The 15,787-nt window shown below is 54.1% G+C and carries 16 protein-coding genes; 11 read left to right on the top strand and 5 right to left on the bottom strand.

Translation table 11 applies throughout. From position 1 onward, the window contains the following. The first annotated feature begins 113 nt into the window (after positions 1–113). Entirely contained in the window at positions 114–1,364 is a 1,251-nt protein-coding gene (ilvA, locus tag OS112_00665; protein WAC05170.1) for a threonine ammonia-lyase, read from the top strand. Between the two features lie 8 nt (positions 1,365–1,372). Here the strand turns inward: ilvA and OS112_00660 are convergent, their stop codons facing one another. Continuing rightward, complete coding sequence (locus OS112_00660; protein WAC05169.1) at positions 1,373–2,038, bottom strand: flavodoxin family protein; 666 nt, start codon at positions 2,036–2,038, stop codon at positions 1,373–1,375. Positions 2,039–2,180: 142 nt separating this feature from the next. On the opposite strand from OS112_00660, the gene OS112_00655 reads away from it, so the two are divergent. Then, positions 2,181–2,828 carry a TMEM175 family protein gene (locus tag OS112_00655; GenBank protein WAC05168.1) on the top strand — a complete coding sequence of 216 codons (648 nt, stop codon included), beginning with the start codon at positions 2,181–2,183 and terminating at the stop codon, positions 2,826–2,828. A gap of 35 nt (positions 2,829–2,863) precedes the next feature. On the opposite strand, the gene OS112_00650 is transcribed toward OS112_00655, so the two are convergent. Then, the gene (locus tag OS112_00650; protein WAC05167.1) at positions 2,864–3,448 is read right to left on the bottom strand and encodes a hypothetical protein; all 585 of its coding nucleotides are present in this window, start codon (positions 3,446–3,448) and stop codon (positions 2,864–2,866) included. A 116-nt stretch (positions 3,449–3,564) separates the two neighbouring features. Here OS112_00650 and OS112_00645 point away from each other — a divergent pair, with 116 nt between their 5' ends. The 5 genes from OS112_00645 (at position 3,565) to OS112_00625 (ending at position 9,733) form a co-directional block, all read left to right on the top strand. Beyond that, positions 3,565–4,665, top strand: coding sequence for a hypothetical protein (locus tag OS112_00645; GenBank protein WAC05166.1), 1,101 nt, complete (start codon positions 3,565–3,567; stop codon positions 4,663–4,665). A gap of 394 nt (positions 4,666–5,059) precedes the next feature. Further along, complete coding sequence (locus OS112_00640) at positions 5,060–5,635, top strand: DUF308 domain-containing protein (GenBank protein ID WAC05165.1); 576 nt, start codon at positions 5,060–5,062, stop codon at positions 5,633–5,635. 195 nt (positions 5,636–5,830) lie between these two features. After that, complete coding sequence (locus OS112_00635; protein ID WAC05164.1) at positions 5,831–7,951, top strand: beta-propeller domain-containing protein; 2,121 nt, start codon at positions 5,831–5,833, stop codon at positions 7,949–7,951. A 191-nt stretch (positions 7,952–8,142) separates the two neighbouring features. Beyond that, positions 8,143–8,529, top strand: coding sequence for a hypothetical protein (locus OS112_00630; protein WAC05163.1), 387 nt, complete (start codon positions 8,143–8,145; stop codon positions 8,527–8,529). Positions 8,530–8,827: 298 nt separating this feature from the next. Further along, positions 8,828–9,733 (top strand): IS5 family transposase, encoded by a 906-nt coding sequence (locus OS112_00625; GenBank protein ID WAC05162.1) that lies wholly within the window; start codon positions 8,828–8,830, stop codon positions 9,731–9,733. Positions 9,734–9,863: 130 nt separating this feature from the next. Here OS112_00625 and OS112_00620 read toward each other — a convergent pair whose 3' ends face one another. Further along, positions 9,864–10,397, bottom strand: coding sequence for a hypothetical protein (locus OS112_00620; GenBank protein ID WAC05161.1), 534 nt, complete (start codon positions 10,395–10,397; stop codon positions 9,864–9,866). Positions 10,398–10,486: 89 nt separating this feature from the next. Between OS112_00620 and aspS the strand changes: the two genes are divergently transcribed. Both aspS and OS112_00610 read left to right on the top strand, forming a co-directional pair. Then, positions 10,487–11,779, top strand: a complete 1,293-nt coding sequence (gene aspS / locus OS112_00615) for an aspartate--tRNA(Asn) ligase (GenBank protein ID WAC05160.1) — start codon at positions 10,487–10,489, stop codon at positions 11,777–11,779. 61 nt (positions 11,780–11,840) lie between these two features. After that, positions 11,841–12,746 (top strand): methionine synthase, encoded by a 906-nt coding sequence (locus OS112_00610; protein ID WAC05159.1) that lies wholly within the window; start codon positions 11,841–11,843, stop codon positions 12,744–12,746. A gap of 21 nt (positions 12,747–12,767) precedes the next feature. Here OS112_00610 and OS112_00605 read toward each other — a convergent pair whose 3' ends face one another. Both OS112_00605 and OS112_00600 read right to left on the bottom strand, forming a co-directional pair. Continuing rightward, positions 12,768–13,388, bottom strand: a complete 621-nt coding sequence (locus OS112_00605) for a hypothetical protein (GenBank protein ID WAC05158.1) — start codon at positions 13,386–13,388, stop codon at positions 12,768–12,770. A gap of 25 nt (positions 13,389–13,413) precedes the next feature. Then, on the bottom strand, positions 13,414–13,539 hold the full coding sequence (locus tag OS112_00600; protein WAC05157.1) for a hypothetical protein: 126 nt from the start codon (positions 13,537–13,539) through the stop codon (positions 13,414–13,416). Positions 13,540–13,722: 183 nt separating this feature from the next. On the opposite strand from OS112_00600, the gene OS112_00595 reads away from it, so the two are divergent. Then, positions 13,723–14,775: a hypothetical protein gene (locus OS112_00595; GenBank protein ID WAC05156.1), complete on the top strand. Its 1,053-nt coding sequence runs from the start codon at positions 13,723–13,725 to the stop codon at positions 14,773–14,775. Positions 14,776–14,965: 190 nt separating this feature from the next. Next, a complete protein-coding gene (locus tag OS112_00590; GenBank protein ID WAC05155.1) occupies positions 14,966–15,772 on the top strand; it encodes a sulfite exporter TauE/SafE family protein in 807 nt (268 codons plus the stop codon). Positions 15,773–15,787 lie beyond the last annotated feature (15 nt).

The following is a 15,787-nucleotide window of genomic DNA, read 5'->3' as shown; positions in this document are numbered from 1 at the left end:
ATCAAAGAATTATCTTTTTTTAAAAAAATTTCTGTTAACAAACAGGTGATTGCCCGCCAGACCCTGCAGCCTGAGCCGCAACGTTTTTGCCTTTGCAGGCATGGAACTCATTGATGATCACGCCCGGAGCAATCAGGGATGCACATGCAAGGATCGCAGACCATATCATAAGGACCCCGTTGGTTTTTTCACCCACATTCTCGGAGATGACCGGCGCCCGCGTGTACCTGAAGCTCGAGACACTCCAGAAGGCGGGATCGTTTAAAGTCCGAGGGGCGACAAACAAAATTCTCTGCAACCTTAAAACTTCAGTAACCCATGGTGTTGTCGCGGCATCTGCGGGTAACCATGCGCAGGGGGTGGCGGTGGCGGCGCACCGTGCCGGTATTGCGGCAACCATCGTCATGCCGGAATGGGCATCCCTTGCAAAACAGGAGGCTACACGGGGGTATGGCGCAAAGGTCATCATCCATGGCCAGACCCTTGAGGAGAGTGTCGGGCACGCAAAAAAACTCTCCCTGCAGGGCATGCTGTTTATCCACCCCTATGATGATGAGGAGGTCATTGCCGGGCAGGGAACGATCGGGATTGAGATCCTTGACGACCTCCCCGAAACTGATATGATCATTGTCCCGGTCGGCGGAGGCGGGTTAATCGCCGGGATCGCAACCGCGGTCAGGGCGCAGCGCCCGGCTGCCCGTATCATCGGGGTCCAGGCAGAGGGATGCCCGTCGGCATATGACGCGCTCCGCTCGGCCAATCCCACCTGTATTCCTACCCGGCCGTCACTTGCTGACGGGATCCGGGTCGCGCAGACCGGCACGCTCACTCTCCCGGTCATCCGCAACCTCGTAGAGAAGATCGTAATTGCCGGTGAGGACGCTATCGCAGATGCTATGCTCTGGCTCATTGAGCGCAAGAAAGTGGTCGCAGAGGGTGCGGGCGCCATACCGCTTGCTGCCCTGCTGAGCGGTTCGGTGCCGGTCAAAGCCGAAAGCACCGTCGTCCTTGTCATCAGCGGGGGCAACATCGACAGCCCGCACCTGGAGCGGACCATCCATCACGCGCTCATCCGTCGCGGCAGGATTATGCGGTGCTCGGTGGTGCTCGATGACCAGCCGGGTGCCCTTGCCCGGTTCCTTGCAGCGGTGGCACAGGAGCAGGGGAATATCCTCCATATCCACCATGAGCAGGGGGCATATGATCTTCCTGTGCACGAGGTGAGGGTTACAATCGAGATAGAAACACGGGGAAAAGGGCACATCGGTTCACTCTCCCGTGCACTGGAACAGGCGGGTTACCGGATCAGATTGCTCTCATCGGGAGATGGGGAAAACTCCGGTCCCACCAGTAAAAAGGACTGACCGGGTCCTTACAGCCAGCCCATCGTCTTCCAGTGGTCGTACTCGTGCGTCCAGAGGTCCTTGTTGAAGGCAACAAGGCGTTTGAAATACTCCCTCTGTTCAGCCTGCATCCGGGCTTGTGCAGGGTCTTTCCAGCCCGTCTTGATCGCGTCGGCAAGTTTTTGCCCCAGCTCCTTTGCTTTCTTCTCCGCAGGTACTATCGCCTCCGGGTTGCCCATCAGGTTCACTCCAACCCTGCCGACGGTGGTCGCACCGAGGTGGAGCAGCGCTGCGTTCATGTAATCTGCAACCTCTTCTGCCATGGACCCTCCTGCCGTCGATACAGCGCACCCGTACTTCCCGGTGAAATACTGGCAGTGGATCGAGTCCGCCATCCGGTCGAACATCGTCTTGAGCTGGGCAGTGACCGAGTTGATGTAGTTGGGTGAGCCCAGCACGATGCCGTCCGCATCGAGCATCTTCTCAAGGAGTGCCGGGAAATCATCGTCATGGATACATTCGCCATTCGTATAACAGGTACCGCACGCGGTGCAATACCTGATCTCAAGGCTGCAGATATCGACAAATGTCACGTCTGCACCCATCTTACGCGCCCCTTCAAGGACAGCCATCACAAGCCGGCGCGTCTGGCTCTTTTCGCCTTTCGGGCTCCCGTTGATTCCAAGGATCTTCATATCAGTGCCACCATGAGATTGTGTGCAGGGGGGATGGATAAAGATGCACGATAGCGCAGCAGCTGCAAACACATAAAAGCTGCCTGTTCCCATTTTTCATAAGTGACTGTATGGCGATTATCTGCAGGATGGACAGGTTTTCATGAGCGGGCAGGAACCTGAAAGGGATTACCAGATATCGAAGAACCGCGTGGAAGCGCTGGTTGACGGCATCTTTGCATTTGCGATGACGCTGCTTGTCGTCGGCCTTACTGTTCCAATCCTGACAAAAGAACAGGCAGCGACAGAGCTCCCCGCCCGCGTTATCGGGATGCATACGGAATTCTTCTCGTTTTTTATCGCCTTCTTTATCCTTGCCTCGTTCTGGCTCCTGCACCACCGGCAGTTCCATTTTGTGCGCACGATAGATCCGTTGCTGGTCCGGCTGAACCTGCTCATACTTGCATTTATCGTGCTCATGCCGTTTACCACAAATCTGAGCGGGGATTATTCGAACGTGCCGATCGCAGTTGACCTGTTTCACTTCAACATGCTCATCATCGGGACTCTTTTTCTCTGCCAGTGGTACTATCTGGTACACCACCCAAAAATCACGTCTGCTGAGATCAGCACCATTGATGCAGCTAACGGAATACGCCGGGGGATGGTAATGCCGTTTGTCGCAATGCTTGGCATTTGTGTCTCGTTTTTTTCACCATCGAATTCGATGATATGCTACCTGCTCATCCCGGTGTTATTTGTTGTCATCGGCATGATCGGTCACTCCGGCAGCCAGTCAACGGAAAAATAATTTTTAAAAAGAGGGGGGGCGGGAGTTTTGTCTTATCAGTACCAGTAATTCCGCACAAAGACCTTTGATCTTTCGATTTTGGGAGTCACATACCGGAGCGCGAGCGGTACAATCAGCGTAGTTACGATGACGTTCCCGATAAACCATGCAAAAAATACAGGTGAGACCTGGGTCCACGCGATCTCGTTGCCAAGCGAGAGCGTAACTGCGCCCCAGAGCGCCCCGAAAGCATTGTTGACAATGATGCCGAAGATAACAAAGATCATTATATCGCGGCGTCTGCCAAGGCTTATGTCAACATCGAGCATCCGCAGGGCGACGAGCGGGATCAGCACCTGCCAGAGCCCTGCAAGCGACCAGTACCAGATGACCGCAGGTGGCATGCCCGAGAGAACACCGGCACCGATGAATGTACCTGCGTACGCGGCAACTGCTCCATAGCCCCCGAACCACAGGGTAAACAGGATCATGACCGCAACCGCGAAATACAGGTTGGAAACTCCGGATACATTCCCGAACGGGACGGCAAGGATGGCAAAACGGGCGAGCACCGTGTTGATGAGGATAAGCGCAATAAGCAGGATGAGGAACGTATAGGTTGGTTTTTGCTCGAGTTTCATACATGCACCTTATCCCATATTATACGGTTTTATAATTATGGTTTATCCCTGATGCCGGTATTGGCATTAGCATTATTACTGCAGTGCAGCATTATGCTGTACGTGAGGGTCTGAAATTGACGGCACAATCGGAAGGCGACGGCTCTGCCCGGCAGGAGATGGAGATCCTGGAGCAGGCGCCGCTCATCATCGACTCGCGAAAGGATGCCGGGCTTGAAGGGCTTGTCGGCGGCCTGGATTCTGTAATTATCAGTACCGAACACCACACGTTCCTTGGGGCAGCAGAAGAGATCCTCCGGTATACCGGGCATGAGTGCACGGAGATGTACAGAGACCGGTTTGCACGCACCTGTAAGCTGTCACGGGGGGGGTCAGCATCGGTCATCCTCCATAACCGCACACAGGGGGCAAACCCGTTCTCCCCGTTCAATACAGCACCGGCCGCCAAAAAACACCGGAATACACGGCTTGAAACCTTTGTGTTTACAACTACAGATATTTCCAGTTACGTAAAGATCCAGCGGGAACGGGGCATACGGTTCCTGACGCAGGAACCGGCCCGGCTCAGTGACGGGCTGTTCATCCAGACGGCCCCCTCGCGCTTCACAGGCAACTCGCTGGGGTTTGTCGAGTGGCACAATGACCGGCACTCGTTCCGGCCGGTACAGGGCGTGACCGATACCATGTTGCCGGTAAAACCTCCAATGAAATACTTAAATGGCATCGGGAAACTCGACCATGCGGCGACACGGGTCAGGGCGCTGGAGCGCAACGCTGCAATACTCGAATTCCTGTTGCTGACAAATTACCACTACGATTTTGCGGTGTACGTAAAGTCGCTCAACTCCATAACGAGTGTGGCCCGGAGAGAGCCTGATGACTTTGCGATGGTCTTTACTTCCGGGATCGAACCGGATACCGGGAATGCTGCTGCGGGGCCCACGGAGAAGTTCATCCTCAACTACGGCACCCGTGTGCACCATATCGCGTTTCGCACTGAAATGATCGTAAAAACCGTAGATGCATTAAAGGCTGACGGGCTTGGATTCCTGCTCGACCTTGTCGGTTCCCCGGATGATGGGCTCCGGCAGATCTTTTCCGTGCCATCCCCGCACACGATGCTTGTCACCGAGTACATCCAGCGGTACGGGGATTTTGACGGGTTCTTTACAAAAAGCAATGTGGAGAAGCTGACAAAAGCGACGGAAAAGCAGTGAGGGGGGATGTGCCTGAGCATGGGGAACATCCTGATGATGGAGTTTCTTTTTTATTTTTAAAAGGAGATTTGCGGCGGGCAGTCTGGACCGGTTATGATATTTGTATTCCAAACACATTTCTGCAGATTTTAGAATAATAGAAAATTATGAATCATTAGAAAACCTCGTTTCTATTATCCATATTGCCCTAACTTGTTCCAGTGATATCGCATTGTGGGGGATGCGGCAGCGGCGGGGGCCAAATCGAAGATATCCTGATGGATATCTTCTCCAGTTTGCCCTTCCCTGCGTGAACGGCAAACACCCCCGGAGCGTTAAGAGCCGGGATTTCTAAGCATTTCTACAGAGCCAAAATTATAATTAGCACAAATCCAATCCATGATCTGGTAACACCATGACAGAAGAAACAAAGAGTCCTGAAGCGATGGTGCTGGGTGAAGCCTGCATATTCCCCTGGTGGCTGGTGCTGCTGTGGGGAATCCTTTCGCTTGTCATCGGAATTTTGTTCCTTACGACACCTGTGATTACGACCGTCATCCTTGTCACGTTCATGGGAGCGTACTGGCTTGTCGGAGGGTTCTTTGCGATTGGCAGTGTCTTTGTGGACAGGAACGAATGGGGCTGGAAGATCTTTCTTGCCATCATCAACATCATTGCCGGTATCCTCATCCTCATGTACCCGTATTTCTCGACGCTCTTTGTCCTCTCGTTCTTTGTCATCTTTATCGGGTTCTGGGCGTGTTTCATCGGAGCGGCCCACCTCTTCCAGGCATTTGCGAGAAAAGATGCCGGAAACGGTGTGCTGGGCATCCTCAGCCTGATCTTTGGCATAATCCTGCTCATCAACCCGTTCATCACCGTTGCCCTTCTGCCCTTTGTGGCAGGCGGGTTTGCAGTTATAGGGGGGCTTTCAGCCATTGTCGTCTCATTTACCGCACACAAGGCACAGGAGACAGTTCCGGCACCCTGACATGCCATTTGCCCGGCAGTCCGGGCGAAAACCTCATCGTTTTCAACTTTTTTACCAGCCTGTTTTTTTAAAAAGCGCCTGGCAATTGAACCGGGCGATGTCTTATCGGCGCCAATGTACTCCATTACTTCGAATATATTCGCAGTCAACGCCAGATTAATGACCTTTTCTCTACAATAGCCTGCGTGATACATTATGGCGCGACACACGATCCTCTGGCTGGGGCTCACGCTCGTGCTCCTGTCCGCACTCCTTGCCTGCGGCTGCATGGGCACGACAACGATGGCACCGGCAGGGGAGATAAAGAAGTTTGGCTCCACTGACGAGATTAAACAGTACATAAAAGAGAACACCCAGAAAGTGCAGGAGTACGGGTACGGGGTAACGGACGGGTCGGTCCGTTTTGCCGAGGGGACGGTGGCAGCACCCATGATGGCAACACAGGATGCGGCGAAGAGCTCTGCTGATTTCAGCGGGACGTACGGGACAACCGATTACTCGACAACAAATGTGCAGGTCGCCGGAGTGGATGAGCCGGACTTTATAAAAAACGACGGCAGGTACATCTACATCATATCGGGAAACACCCTTGCCATCGTTGACGCATACCCTGCGCAGGGCGCGAAAGTAATCTCCAAGACAGAGATTGCAGATACAGTAAAAGAGATCTTTATCACCGGCGACCGGCTCGTGCTCTTCTCGACAGGCAATTCCGATATACCCTCCCGGACCGTGAGCGGGAGTACCGTGGGCATGGAAAAAGTCGCGATGATGCCGCCGTACTACCGTGCGAGCCCGGTCACGTATACAACTGTCTACGATATCTCGGACCGGAAGAACCCGGCTGTCATCAAAGAGTACACAATCGACGGCGATTATGTGGACGCCCGCATGATTAAGGGGATCGTGTACATGCTCACCCGCGAGAGCGTGTATTCGTATGATGATATTATTGTGCCTTCGGTCCGCGAGAGTGGCAAGGTCGTCATCGAGCCGGATGTCTATTACTTTAACAACCCGGAGTACAATTACGTCTTCTCGACGGTGACCGCGATCGACGCGACCTCCGGTGCAGAAAAAGATGCAAAGACGTTTTTGATCGGGTCGGGCAACATATTGTACGTTTCACAGGGCGCGATGTACGTCAGCTACCAGAAATGGCACCCGGTATACCGGACATATACGGACGGGCCGCAGATCGCGGTTGCAGACCAAAAGGTCAGCGTCTCATCCGGCTTTTCAGACTCCGCCCCAATCCTGTACGAGGAGTTCAACAGACTGGGCGAGGCCGAAAAGCAGGAGGTCATTGCCGCGATGAAGAGTGGTGAGCAGGAGGCGATCCGGAAACGGGAGTATGACCAGACTACAACCGTGATCCACAAGATCGCGATCGGCAATGGGAACATCGCGTACGTGGCCAATGGCGAGGTGTCCGGTTACTTAAAGAACCAGTTTGCGATGGACGAGTATAACGGCAACCTCCGGGTCGCAACAACCTCGAATGTTGTGACAACCCGGGGACAGTACGAGTACAACAACGTCTTTGTCCTTGACGGCAGCATGAAGACGATTGGCTCGCTCACCCACATCGCCGAGCAGGAGAAGATCTATTCAACCAGGTTCATCGGCGACCGGCTCTACATGGTGACGTTCAAGCGGATCGACCCGTTCTTTGTGATCGACCTGTCATCACCGGCTCACCCGAAGATCCTCGGCAAGCTCAAGATCCCGGGCTACTCCGATTACCTGCACCCGTACGACAGTACCCACATCATCGGGGTCGGCAAGGAGACCGCGACCAATGACTGGGGCGGCGTCTCCACCCGCGGGGTCAAGCTCGCCCTCTTTGACGTGAGCGATGTCGAGCACCCGAAACAGGTCGGCAAAGTCGAGATCGGTGAATCGGGGACCGATTCGGCAGCACTGTACGACCACAAGGCGTTCCTGTTTGACAAAGAAAAGAACCTGCTCGTCCTCCCGATCCGCCAGGTAACGATGACACCGGTCGTCCAGAAACCCGGTTATTACGACAACCAGCAGCGCATCTGGTACGGGGCGTACGTCTTCGGGGTCGACCCTGCTTCGGGATTTGTGCTCCGCGGCACTGTCGAACACGGGTCGGGCAGCTCCGGGTATTACTGGTACGGCAGCTCGGCAAACGAGGTGAAACGCTCGCTCTATATCGGGAGCAACCTGTACACCATCTCATCCGCAAAGATTGTAGCCACCGATCTTGCAGACATCAACACCACGATCAAGACCATCGAGCTGCCGGGCGGGCCGGATTACCGGGACGTGCCCATGCCGATGATCTGAAAAATCTCCCTTTTTTCTTTTCAGGAACCCTTTGTTCTTTAACACTTGACGAAATTTGATATCCTGCACGGGGTCGCATCGTCACAACCGGGCCGGAGTTGCAAAAAGGAAGATCACAAGGATTTTCAACACCCCCAAAATACGTTATTATACCCAGAAAATGCCAGTTCCCGCTACGGACGGAGTATTATATGTCACCTGCAAAACATCGTAACCAATCCCAGGTGACCCAGGTACTCAGTTCCCTTGCCTCGGATCTTGGTATTGTGATTGTGGTCGCACTGGTCCTCCTTGCAGTCTATCTGATGGATACCATAACTCCTCTGGGAGAACCGGTCTGGCTTCTGTATTTCATTCCCCTTATCCTGTCTTACTGGTCAAGCAGGTACTATGCAATTCCTACGGTCTGTGTCGTAACCCTGCTTTTTCTGATTGGCGGTTTTTTCTTCTCTCCTCAAGGGGTACCGGTATCCCAGGCAATTATTTGCCGGTTTACTTTTTTCCTTTTCTTCATCAGTTTATCAATAATACTCTTTACGATACGCCGGAGAAAGATCCTGGACGAAAATATTGTTTGAAGTATAGGCATCACCATTAAGAATAAACTGAGAACCGGCGATGTCAGGTGTCTGAAAATTCTCATCGCCATGTCAAGCATCCGGAAAAACCCGCCAGCTATGGTATTTTGGGGTCGCGTCCCTCATATCCTCCCAGAGCCAGACCATCCGGTCAAGGAACCGGGCTCTGCGGGGCTCTCATGGTTAATCGGCTCTGTAGAAAACCTGATCTAAAACAGAGTTGTACCGACGACCGAAAGAGCTAAGGTACGGTGTCTCCTTACCTTGTTATGCAATCAACCTGTAAGGAGACGATATAGTGTCAGCAAACCGGTATATCAGGTTTGTTGAAATATCATCCGGATTGATCAAAGATTCAAGAATTCCTCTTTTCTCTTCCAAGTTCTCAAGAAAAACCTATACCCAACACCAGTTACTCATTCTCCTTCTCCTGAAAGAATATCTGTCTGAAGATTACCGGGACACGATCGAACTAACTGAGATCATGGATTCTCTCAGAGAGAAGATTCACCTCGATGAAGTACCTCATTTCACGACTATCCAGAAGTTCTGTCAACGGATCCGATCATTCACTTTCACCCGGTTACTTAACCGGCTCATGAAAATGTTCTACGACTGGGGCGAGAGGATCCCTTGTACTGCTATCGATTCATCCGGGTTCACCAGCTCCTATGCCAGCCATTATTATTCGTGGAGAACCGGTAAGACCAGAAAACGGTTCCTGAAAACCTCGATCTCCGTTGATACTGATCGTCAGATTATCACCGGTCTGAAGATCTCCCAGCACCCGGTCCATGATATCCCTCACGCTGAAAAACTCCTGAAACAAACTCACAGAACCAGACAATCCGACCTCTATGTCATGGACAAAGGATACGACTCTGAAGAGATCCATGAATTGATCCGGGACTCCCTCAACTCCTGTTCCCTTATCCCGGTCAGAAACAGAAAACGGAAACGAATCTCCGGGTATTACCGAAGACGAATCGCTCAGTCATTCGATGAAGATAAGTATCATCAGAGAAATAAGGTCGAAACGGTATTCTCCGTCCTGAAAAGAAAGTTCGGAGAAGCCCTCAAGGCTCGAAAATACAGACTCCAGATCAAGGAGATCAAAATTAAAGTGATCCTCTATAACCTCTCAAGAATGATGTTAACAATTTCAGTTCTTATTCGTATTGAGGAATTCTACAGAGCCGGTTAATCATTGATTTTTAAAACGCTCCTGAAACCACCGGTTTAAAACCAGAAATGGTTTCACTTTTTATTTCCCGGTTATTCCGAAGGATTCACACTATCAGCAGCGTATTTTTTAAAAAACAAGGGAGGGTTAATTACTGCTGCATCGGCCGGGCATCCATTTCTGCTGGAAGCAACCGTTTGAGCAGGTATTCGGGGACCTGCTTTTCCGTCTTTACGGCAAGATCAAAGTACGCCCGGTTGTCCCTGACCCCTTTATACTTCATCAGGATCTGGAAATCGGTATCAAGCAACGGTATTCCAAGCACCGTGACGCGGGCATGACGGGGGGCAAACGTCCTGTCCTCTCCTACAGCTAGTTTTTCACGGACTCCGTCGACATCAGCAACCATCTCGTTTTCGAAAGATAGTACAACGATGTGCGTACTCCCGATTACCATCTGCTGGCCTTCCGGGAAGGAGACCGCGTACATTGTCGTATAGGGGAACGCTGCTCCACCGGTCGGGCCAGTCGTTGCTACAGTGATCGAAAAAAAGGCTGTCACGAGGATTACGATCAGGACTGAAATTAATGCTATGGATACCTTTGCACTGCGGCTCATCCCGCCGCCCCCTCCTGTTCCGGAGGATGGTTCTTTTTTAGTGGGGATCACCTCGTTCTCGTTCATCACATCGTACAGAGGGAGCGGTGATATTTAAAAGTGGTGCACTCCCAAAAATCCATTATCTGCGGTGCCCCATCATTATAAGGATTTCAATGCGGATACCGATACAGTCAGTTACACCCACGACCGGCACCGCGGAGGTCATCGGGTGGGTGCATGAAGTGCGCGACCTCGGTGGCCTTGCGTTCTTTTTAATTCGCGACCGGACCGGCATCATCCAGGTAACCATCGTAAAGAAGAAGGCAGGCGAAGCGGTGCTTGCCGCTGCAAAGGCTGTCTCCCGGGAATCGGTGGTCCGGGTTACCGGAACCGTCAGGGCAATCGACAAGGCACCGGGCGGGCGCGAGCTCGTCCCCGATACCTTCGAGATCATCAATATGAGTGAGAGCCCGATGCCGCTTGACGTGGTGGAGAAGGTGCCCGCGGATCTCGATACCCGTCTTGATTCCCGGTTCCTTGACGCACGGCGGCCGAGGGTTACAGCCGTATTCCAGGTCCGCAGCGCTGCCCTCCATGCAATCCAGGAATTTTTGATCGCAAACGGGTTCATCGGCATCACGACTCCCAAAATAGTCGCCGCCGCTACCGAGGGAGGGACGGAACTATTCCCGATCGCCTACTTTGACAAGGAGGCGTTTTTAAACCAGAGCCCGCAGCTCTACAAGCAGATGATGATGGCGGCGGGGTTTGAGAAGGTTTTTGAGATCGGGCCGATCTTCCGCGCCGAGGAGCACAACACAACAAAGCACCTCAACGAGGCGACGAGTATCGATATCGAGGTCTCGTTTGCCGACCACAACGAAGTGATGTGCATCCTCGAAGACCTGATCGTGTACACCTACCGGCACGTGAAGGATGCCTGCGCCGACCAGCTTGCAAACCTTGAGATTGCAGATTTTACGGTACCACGTGCCCCGTTCCCCCGGCTCCCGTATCCGGAGGCGATTGAGATCGCACAGAAAAAGATCGAGGAGCCGATTAAGTATGGCGACGACATCAGCTCTGCCGCGGAGCGGGCAATCGGTGCGGAGATGGGGGGCCATTACTTTATCGTGGACTGGCCGACAGCGATCCGCCCGTATTACGCGATGCCGTACGAGCATGACCCTTCGGTATGCATGGCGTTTGACCTGATGCACCCGAGGATGGAGCTCGCGAGCGGTGCAGAGCGTGTCCACCGGCATGACCTGCTCGTGCAGCAGATCAAAAAGAAGGGGCTCAACCCCGAGAGCTTCGGGTTTTACCTGCGCCCGTTCCGGTACGGGATGCCCCCTCATGCGGGCTGGGGGCTTGGCGCCGAGCGGCTCGTCATGACCATGCTCGGGTTGTCAAACGTGCGGGAGGCCGTGCTCTTCCCGCGTGACATGCACCGGCTCGTCCCCTGACCACATACTATTTTACCGAGCGGGTCAACCCGGATCTACCGGAACAACTCCTGGAATCCATATGGCAAAGGACTACTTTATCAACAAGGTGCTGGCGACAACGGTCGTGGGCAGTTATCCTGTGGTTAAAACCGGCGGCTTGACGAGCCTGTTTGATCCGCTCCATTCCGCCGTCGAGACTGCGGTTGCCGACCAGGTCAGGGCAGGCATCGATATCATCTCCGATGGGCAGGTCCGGGGCGACATGATCGGGGCGTTCTCCGGCAAGATCCCCGGGATCAAAGGCCAGGAGGTCGTCGGCAAGGTCCAGCCGGCAGCCGTTTTAATAACCGTTGCGGATACGAAATACGCCTGCAGCAAAGCCCCGCGGGTGAAGGGGATCATTACCGGCCCGTCAACGCTCGCATACGGGCTGCACATCAGCACCCCTATGTACCGGAACAAGGAGGAGCTGGCAGCAGACCTTGCCGCTGCGCTTATCCCTGAAGCCCAGGCACTGGAAGCGGCAGGGATCACGCTCCTGCAGGTTGACGAGCCCATCCTCTCAACCGGCATTGCCGACCTTAACGTTGCAAAGGACGCGATAGGCCTGATCACAAAGTCCGTGCGGGTGCCGGTCTGCATGCATGTCTGTGGCAACCTCGGGAACGTGCTCGATGAGATCCTGAAGTTCAACGTGCATGTCTTTGACTTTGAATTCTCAAAGAACCCGGCAAACCTCGACCTGATGTCACGGAGGGACCTTGGCGGCCGGATGATCGGGTACGGGTGCGTGGACTCGACAACGGACACGGTGGAGAGCGTCGCCGAGATCAAACGGCGGATCGAGAGCGGCGTTGCAATCTTCGGGCCAAGGACGATGCTTATTGACCCGGACTGCGGGATGCGGATGCGTAGCCGTAACGCGGCGTTTGCGAAGTTAAGGAACATGTGCGAGGCCGCAAAGGAAGTCCGTCTCGCATTGTAAAAAAAATAAAAAAAGTTTTTTTTATACGACCCTTGAGGTGGTCGATGCCTCGATGCCCCTGTCGGTGATGATGAACGGCAACATGCGTGAGGGGGCTGCCGAGTCCCTGATCTTCTGGACGGCAAGGAACCGCTGGATCTCGTTCTGGCTGGTCTCTGTCCCAAGCTCCATCACGATGTCTGCCGCACGCATCAGGCGTGTCATCTCTACCGGAGTGTGGATCCCGGTGTAGACGATGAAGACAAGGTTTGCACCACGTTTGCGCATTTCTTCTCTGGCAAGGTGGAGGAACTTCAACGCCCCGTCAATGCCGTACTTTATGACGATCGTGGAGAGGGAGTCAATCACGATCCGCCCCCCGGCCATCTGGGGGAGATACATTTCAGGGTGAAGCTCGGTCGCATCGATCATACCGGTTTCAATCTCCCCGTCATTCATCAGGTACGTACCTTCTTCGCCTTCCACCTGCCAGAACTGCTTGGCAGCAATATCAACACCCGACAGCGCCGTCCCGTACATCATAACGATCGAGCCGGCAGGGTACCCGCCGTCCAGCAGGAGGTTGAGCCCCACGATGCCGGTCGACCGCTTCTTGGGTTTTGCGCCTATAGAGATGTCTTCGATTTTTGTTGCAGTTGCCATATCAGGTTGTACCGGCTAATATATTTTACAGGCTCTTTAAAAGGTTTGTGCCGATTTTGCCTGTTTTGTCGCAGAATAATCCCCTGATATACTCATGCGCCGCGCCTGCAGTGAGTTTCCCGCAGTGTGCGGCGCAATAGTTGCCAGCCATGGGGGCACCATGCAGGTTATGCTGGACAAAGGAGAGGGGTTGTTGTATTTAGGGGTTGATTGCCGGTTACTCAGGGCACGGCAGCGGCAGAATTTTTGTTTTACTTTCAGGCAAAAACAGGCATATAGAGAAAAGTACATATCAGGAAGCAGGGTATTTCACAAAAGGGAAATGTGATCGGAAATGAGTCAGGTAAGAACCATTGCTTCGGTGCTGATTGCCCTCCTGCTTGTCGGGATGTGCCTGTGCGCCCTATGTACGCAAAAAGCCCCTGGTTCAGAAGACAGTCGGGCCCCGGCCCAGACTACGGTAAATCCGGGGGATGCACCTTTGGTAACGCAACAGGCAAACCCAAAAACGGGAGGTCTGGTGCCGCCATCAAAACCGGTCAAGCTCATCTTTATCCACCATTCTTCGGGAGAGAACTGGCTCTCTGACGATAACGGGGGGCTGGGGATCGCGCTACGGGATAACAACTACTTTGTCAGCGATACGAATTACAACTGGGGCCTTGACGACGGGTACGGCAACGGGCCAATCGGTGACTATACCGACATCGGACACTGGTATACTTGGTTCCGCGGGCCGAATGCCGCTGCCATAACTGATAAGCTCTTTACAGAATCCGGGCAGAATTCCGGCTATTCGCGACTGGAAAATGATCCCGGCGGGAAGAACAGGATCGTGATGTTCAAGTCCTGCTTCCCCAACTCCAACCTGCAGGGCAGCCCCGGCGATCCGGTTCCAGCCATCGGCGCGAACCCGCTGAAAAGCGAGGGCAGCGGTTCGGAGTTCCATACCGTGGCAAATGCAAAAGGGATCTATAATGACCTGCTCGAATATTTCGGGGCTCACCAGGATACCCTCTTTGTTGTCATCACGGCACCGCCGGTGAGCGATCCGGCAAACGCCGCGAATGCCCGGGCATTCAATAACTGGCTTGTCAATGACTGGCTGAGAGGCTACCCGTACAAAAACGTCGCGGTCTTTGACTTTTACAATGTACTGACAAGCAACGGGGGAAACCGCGATGTTAACGATGCCGGTAAAGCGACCGGAAACCATCACCGGTGGTGGAACGGGCAGATCCAGCATATCGTTGGAACATACAAGGACACCTCTGCGTATGCACAGGCGGGAGATGATGACCACCCGACCAGTGCCGGTAACATGAAGGCGACAGAGGAATTCGTACCATTACTGAACCATGCTTATAACCAGTGGACAATGAACTAGAACGAGAGAGAAATTGGGTATTCCGGGGACTGTACCTGCTGGAGGAACCTGCAGGGGAGCATCCTTTCCGGCATAATCGTTTTTATATACCGGTGATGTGCTTTGCAGGGTGCCCCCCACGCTTTCCCACCAATCATATACCCGCCGGGTAAGAATACTGGTACACAAACAATCCTCAACAGGCTCTACAATGGACCCGCTGGTTTCAACGCTCATACTTGGGATGACCGGTATCGCGACCGGCTTCGCGTCCGGCCTCTTTGGTGTTGGCGGTGGTTTTTTGATGACGCCGGTCCAGTACTGGCTCTATTCTGCAGCGGGGATCGACAATACGCTTGCAACCCGGCTTGCGTTCGGGACATCCCTTGCGGTCATGCTCCCAACCATGGTCAGCGGGGCAGCCGGCCACCACAGGCATGGGGCTGTTGACTGGAAGGCGGCAGTCCCTCTGGGCATCGGGGCGGTTGCCGGAGGATTTCTGGGCGGCACCCTTGCGGCGCACCTGCCGGGTAACGTATTGCGCACGGTCTTTGCCCTGCTCGTGATCGCGATGGCCGTACGGATGGCATGGCATATCCGGAGCTGCACGTCCTGCGAGAAGCGGGGATCGGCCGGCATCTTCCTTCTTCTCGGCCTGCTGGTCGGGATTGTCTCCGGCCTTGCCGGGATCGGCGGGGGGATCCTGCTGGTGCCGGTGCTGGTCATCCTCCTTGGCTACCCGGTGCACTCTGCCGTCGGCACCTCCTCTGCCTGCCTGATCTTCTCCTCGGCAGGAGCAGTGACCGCGTATATTATCAACGGCCTGCCTGTCACCGGCCTGCCCCCGTATTCCCTTGGGTACGTTGACCTGTTCACGTGGGCCGTCCTTGCTGCAACCACCATCCCGCCCGCCCGGCTCGGTGTCCGGTGCGCCCATGCCTGCGAGCCCCAAAAACTTCAGCTCATTTTTGCCGGCGTCATGGTGCTGGTCGGGGTGCTGGTGCTGGCAGGCGGGTGAATGCAAAAACCCTAA

This window comes from Methanoregula sp. (assembly GCA_026625165.1).
Taxonomy (GTDB): domain Archaea; phylum Halobacteriota; class Methanomicrobia; order Methanomicrobiales; family Methanospirillaceae; genus MVRE01.
Note: the sequence above shows the minus strand (reverse complement) of the source record. Positions and strands in the feature narration are given on the sequence as shown.

Coding starts and splice junctions, on each gene's coding strand:
- OS112_00630 (WAC05163.1), top strand. CDS start 8,143: ATGTCACCTGCAAAACATCGTAACCAATCCCAGGTGACCCAGGTACTC.
- OS112_00595 (WAC05156.1), top strand. CDS start 13,723: ATGAGTCAGGTAAGAACCATTGCTTCGGTGCTGATTGCCCTCCTGCTT.
- OS112_00660 (WAC05169.1), bottom strand. CDS start 2,038: ATGAAGATCCTTGGAATCAACGGGAGCCCGAAAGGCGAAAAGAGCCAG.
- OS112_00655 (WAC05168.1), top strand. CDS start 2,181: ATGAGCGGGCAGGAACCTGAAAGGGATTACCAGATATCGAAGAACCGC.
- ilvA (WAC05170.1), top strand. CDS start 114: ATGATCACGCCCGGAGCAATCAGGGATGCACATGCAAGGATCGCAGAC.
- OS112_00600 (WAC05157.1), bottom strand. CDS start 13,539: ATGGCTGGCAACTATTGCGCCGCACACTGCGGGAAACTCACTGCAGGC.
- OS112_00605 (WAC05158.1), bottom strand. CDS start 13,388: ATGGCAACTGCAACAAAAATCGAAGACATCTCTATAGGCGCAAAACCC.
- OS112_00620 (WAC05161.1), bottom strand. CDS start 10,397: ATGAACGAGAACGAGGTGATCCCCACTAAAAAAGAACCATCCTCCGGA.
- OS112_00610 (WAC05159.1), top strand. CDS start 11,841: ATGGCAAAGGACTACTTTATCAACAAGGTGCTGGCGACAACGGTCGTG.
- aspS (WAC05160.1), top strand. CDS start 10,487: ATGCGGATACCGATACAGTCAGTTACACCCACGACCGGCACCGCGGAG.
- OS112_00640 (WAC05165.1), top strand. CDS start 5,060: ATGACAGAAGAAACAAAGAGTCCTGAAGCGATGGTGCTGGGTGAAGCC.
- OS112_00650 (WAC05167.1), bottom strand. CDS start 3,448: ATGAAACTCGAGCAAAAACCAACCTATACGTTCCTCATCCTGCTTATT.
- OS112_00635 (WAC05164.1), top strand. CDS start 5,831: ATGGCGCGACACACGATCCTCTGGCTGGGGCTCACGCTCGTGCTCCTG.
- OS112_00590 (WAC05155.1), top strand. CDS start 14,966: ATGGACCCGCTGGTTTCAACGCTCATACTTGGGATGACCGGTATCGCG.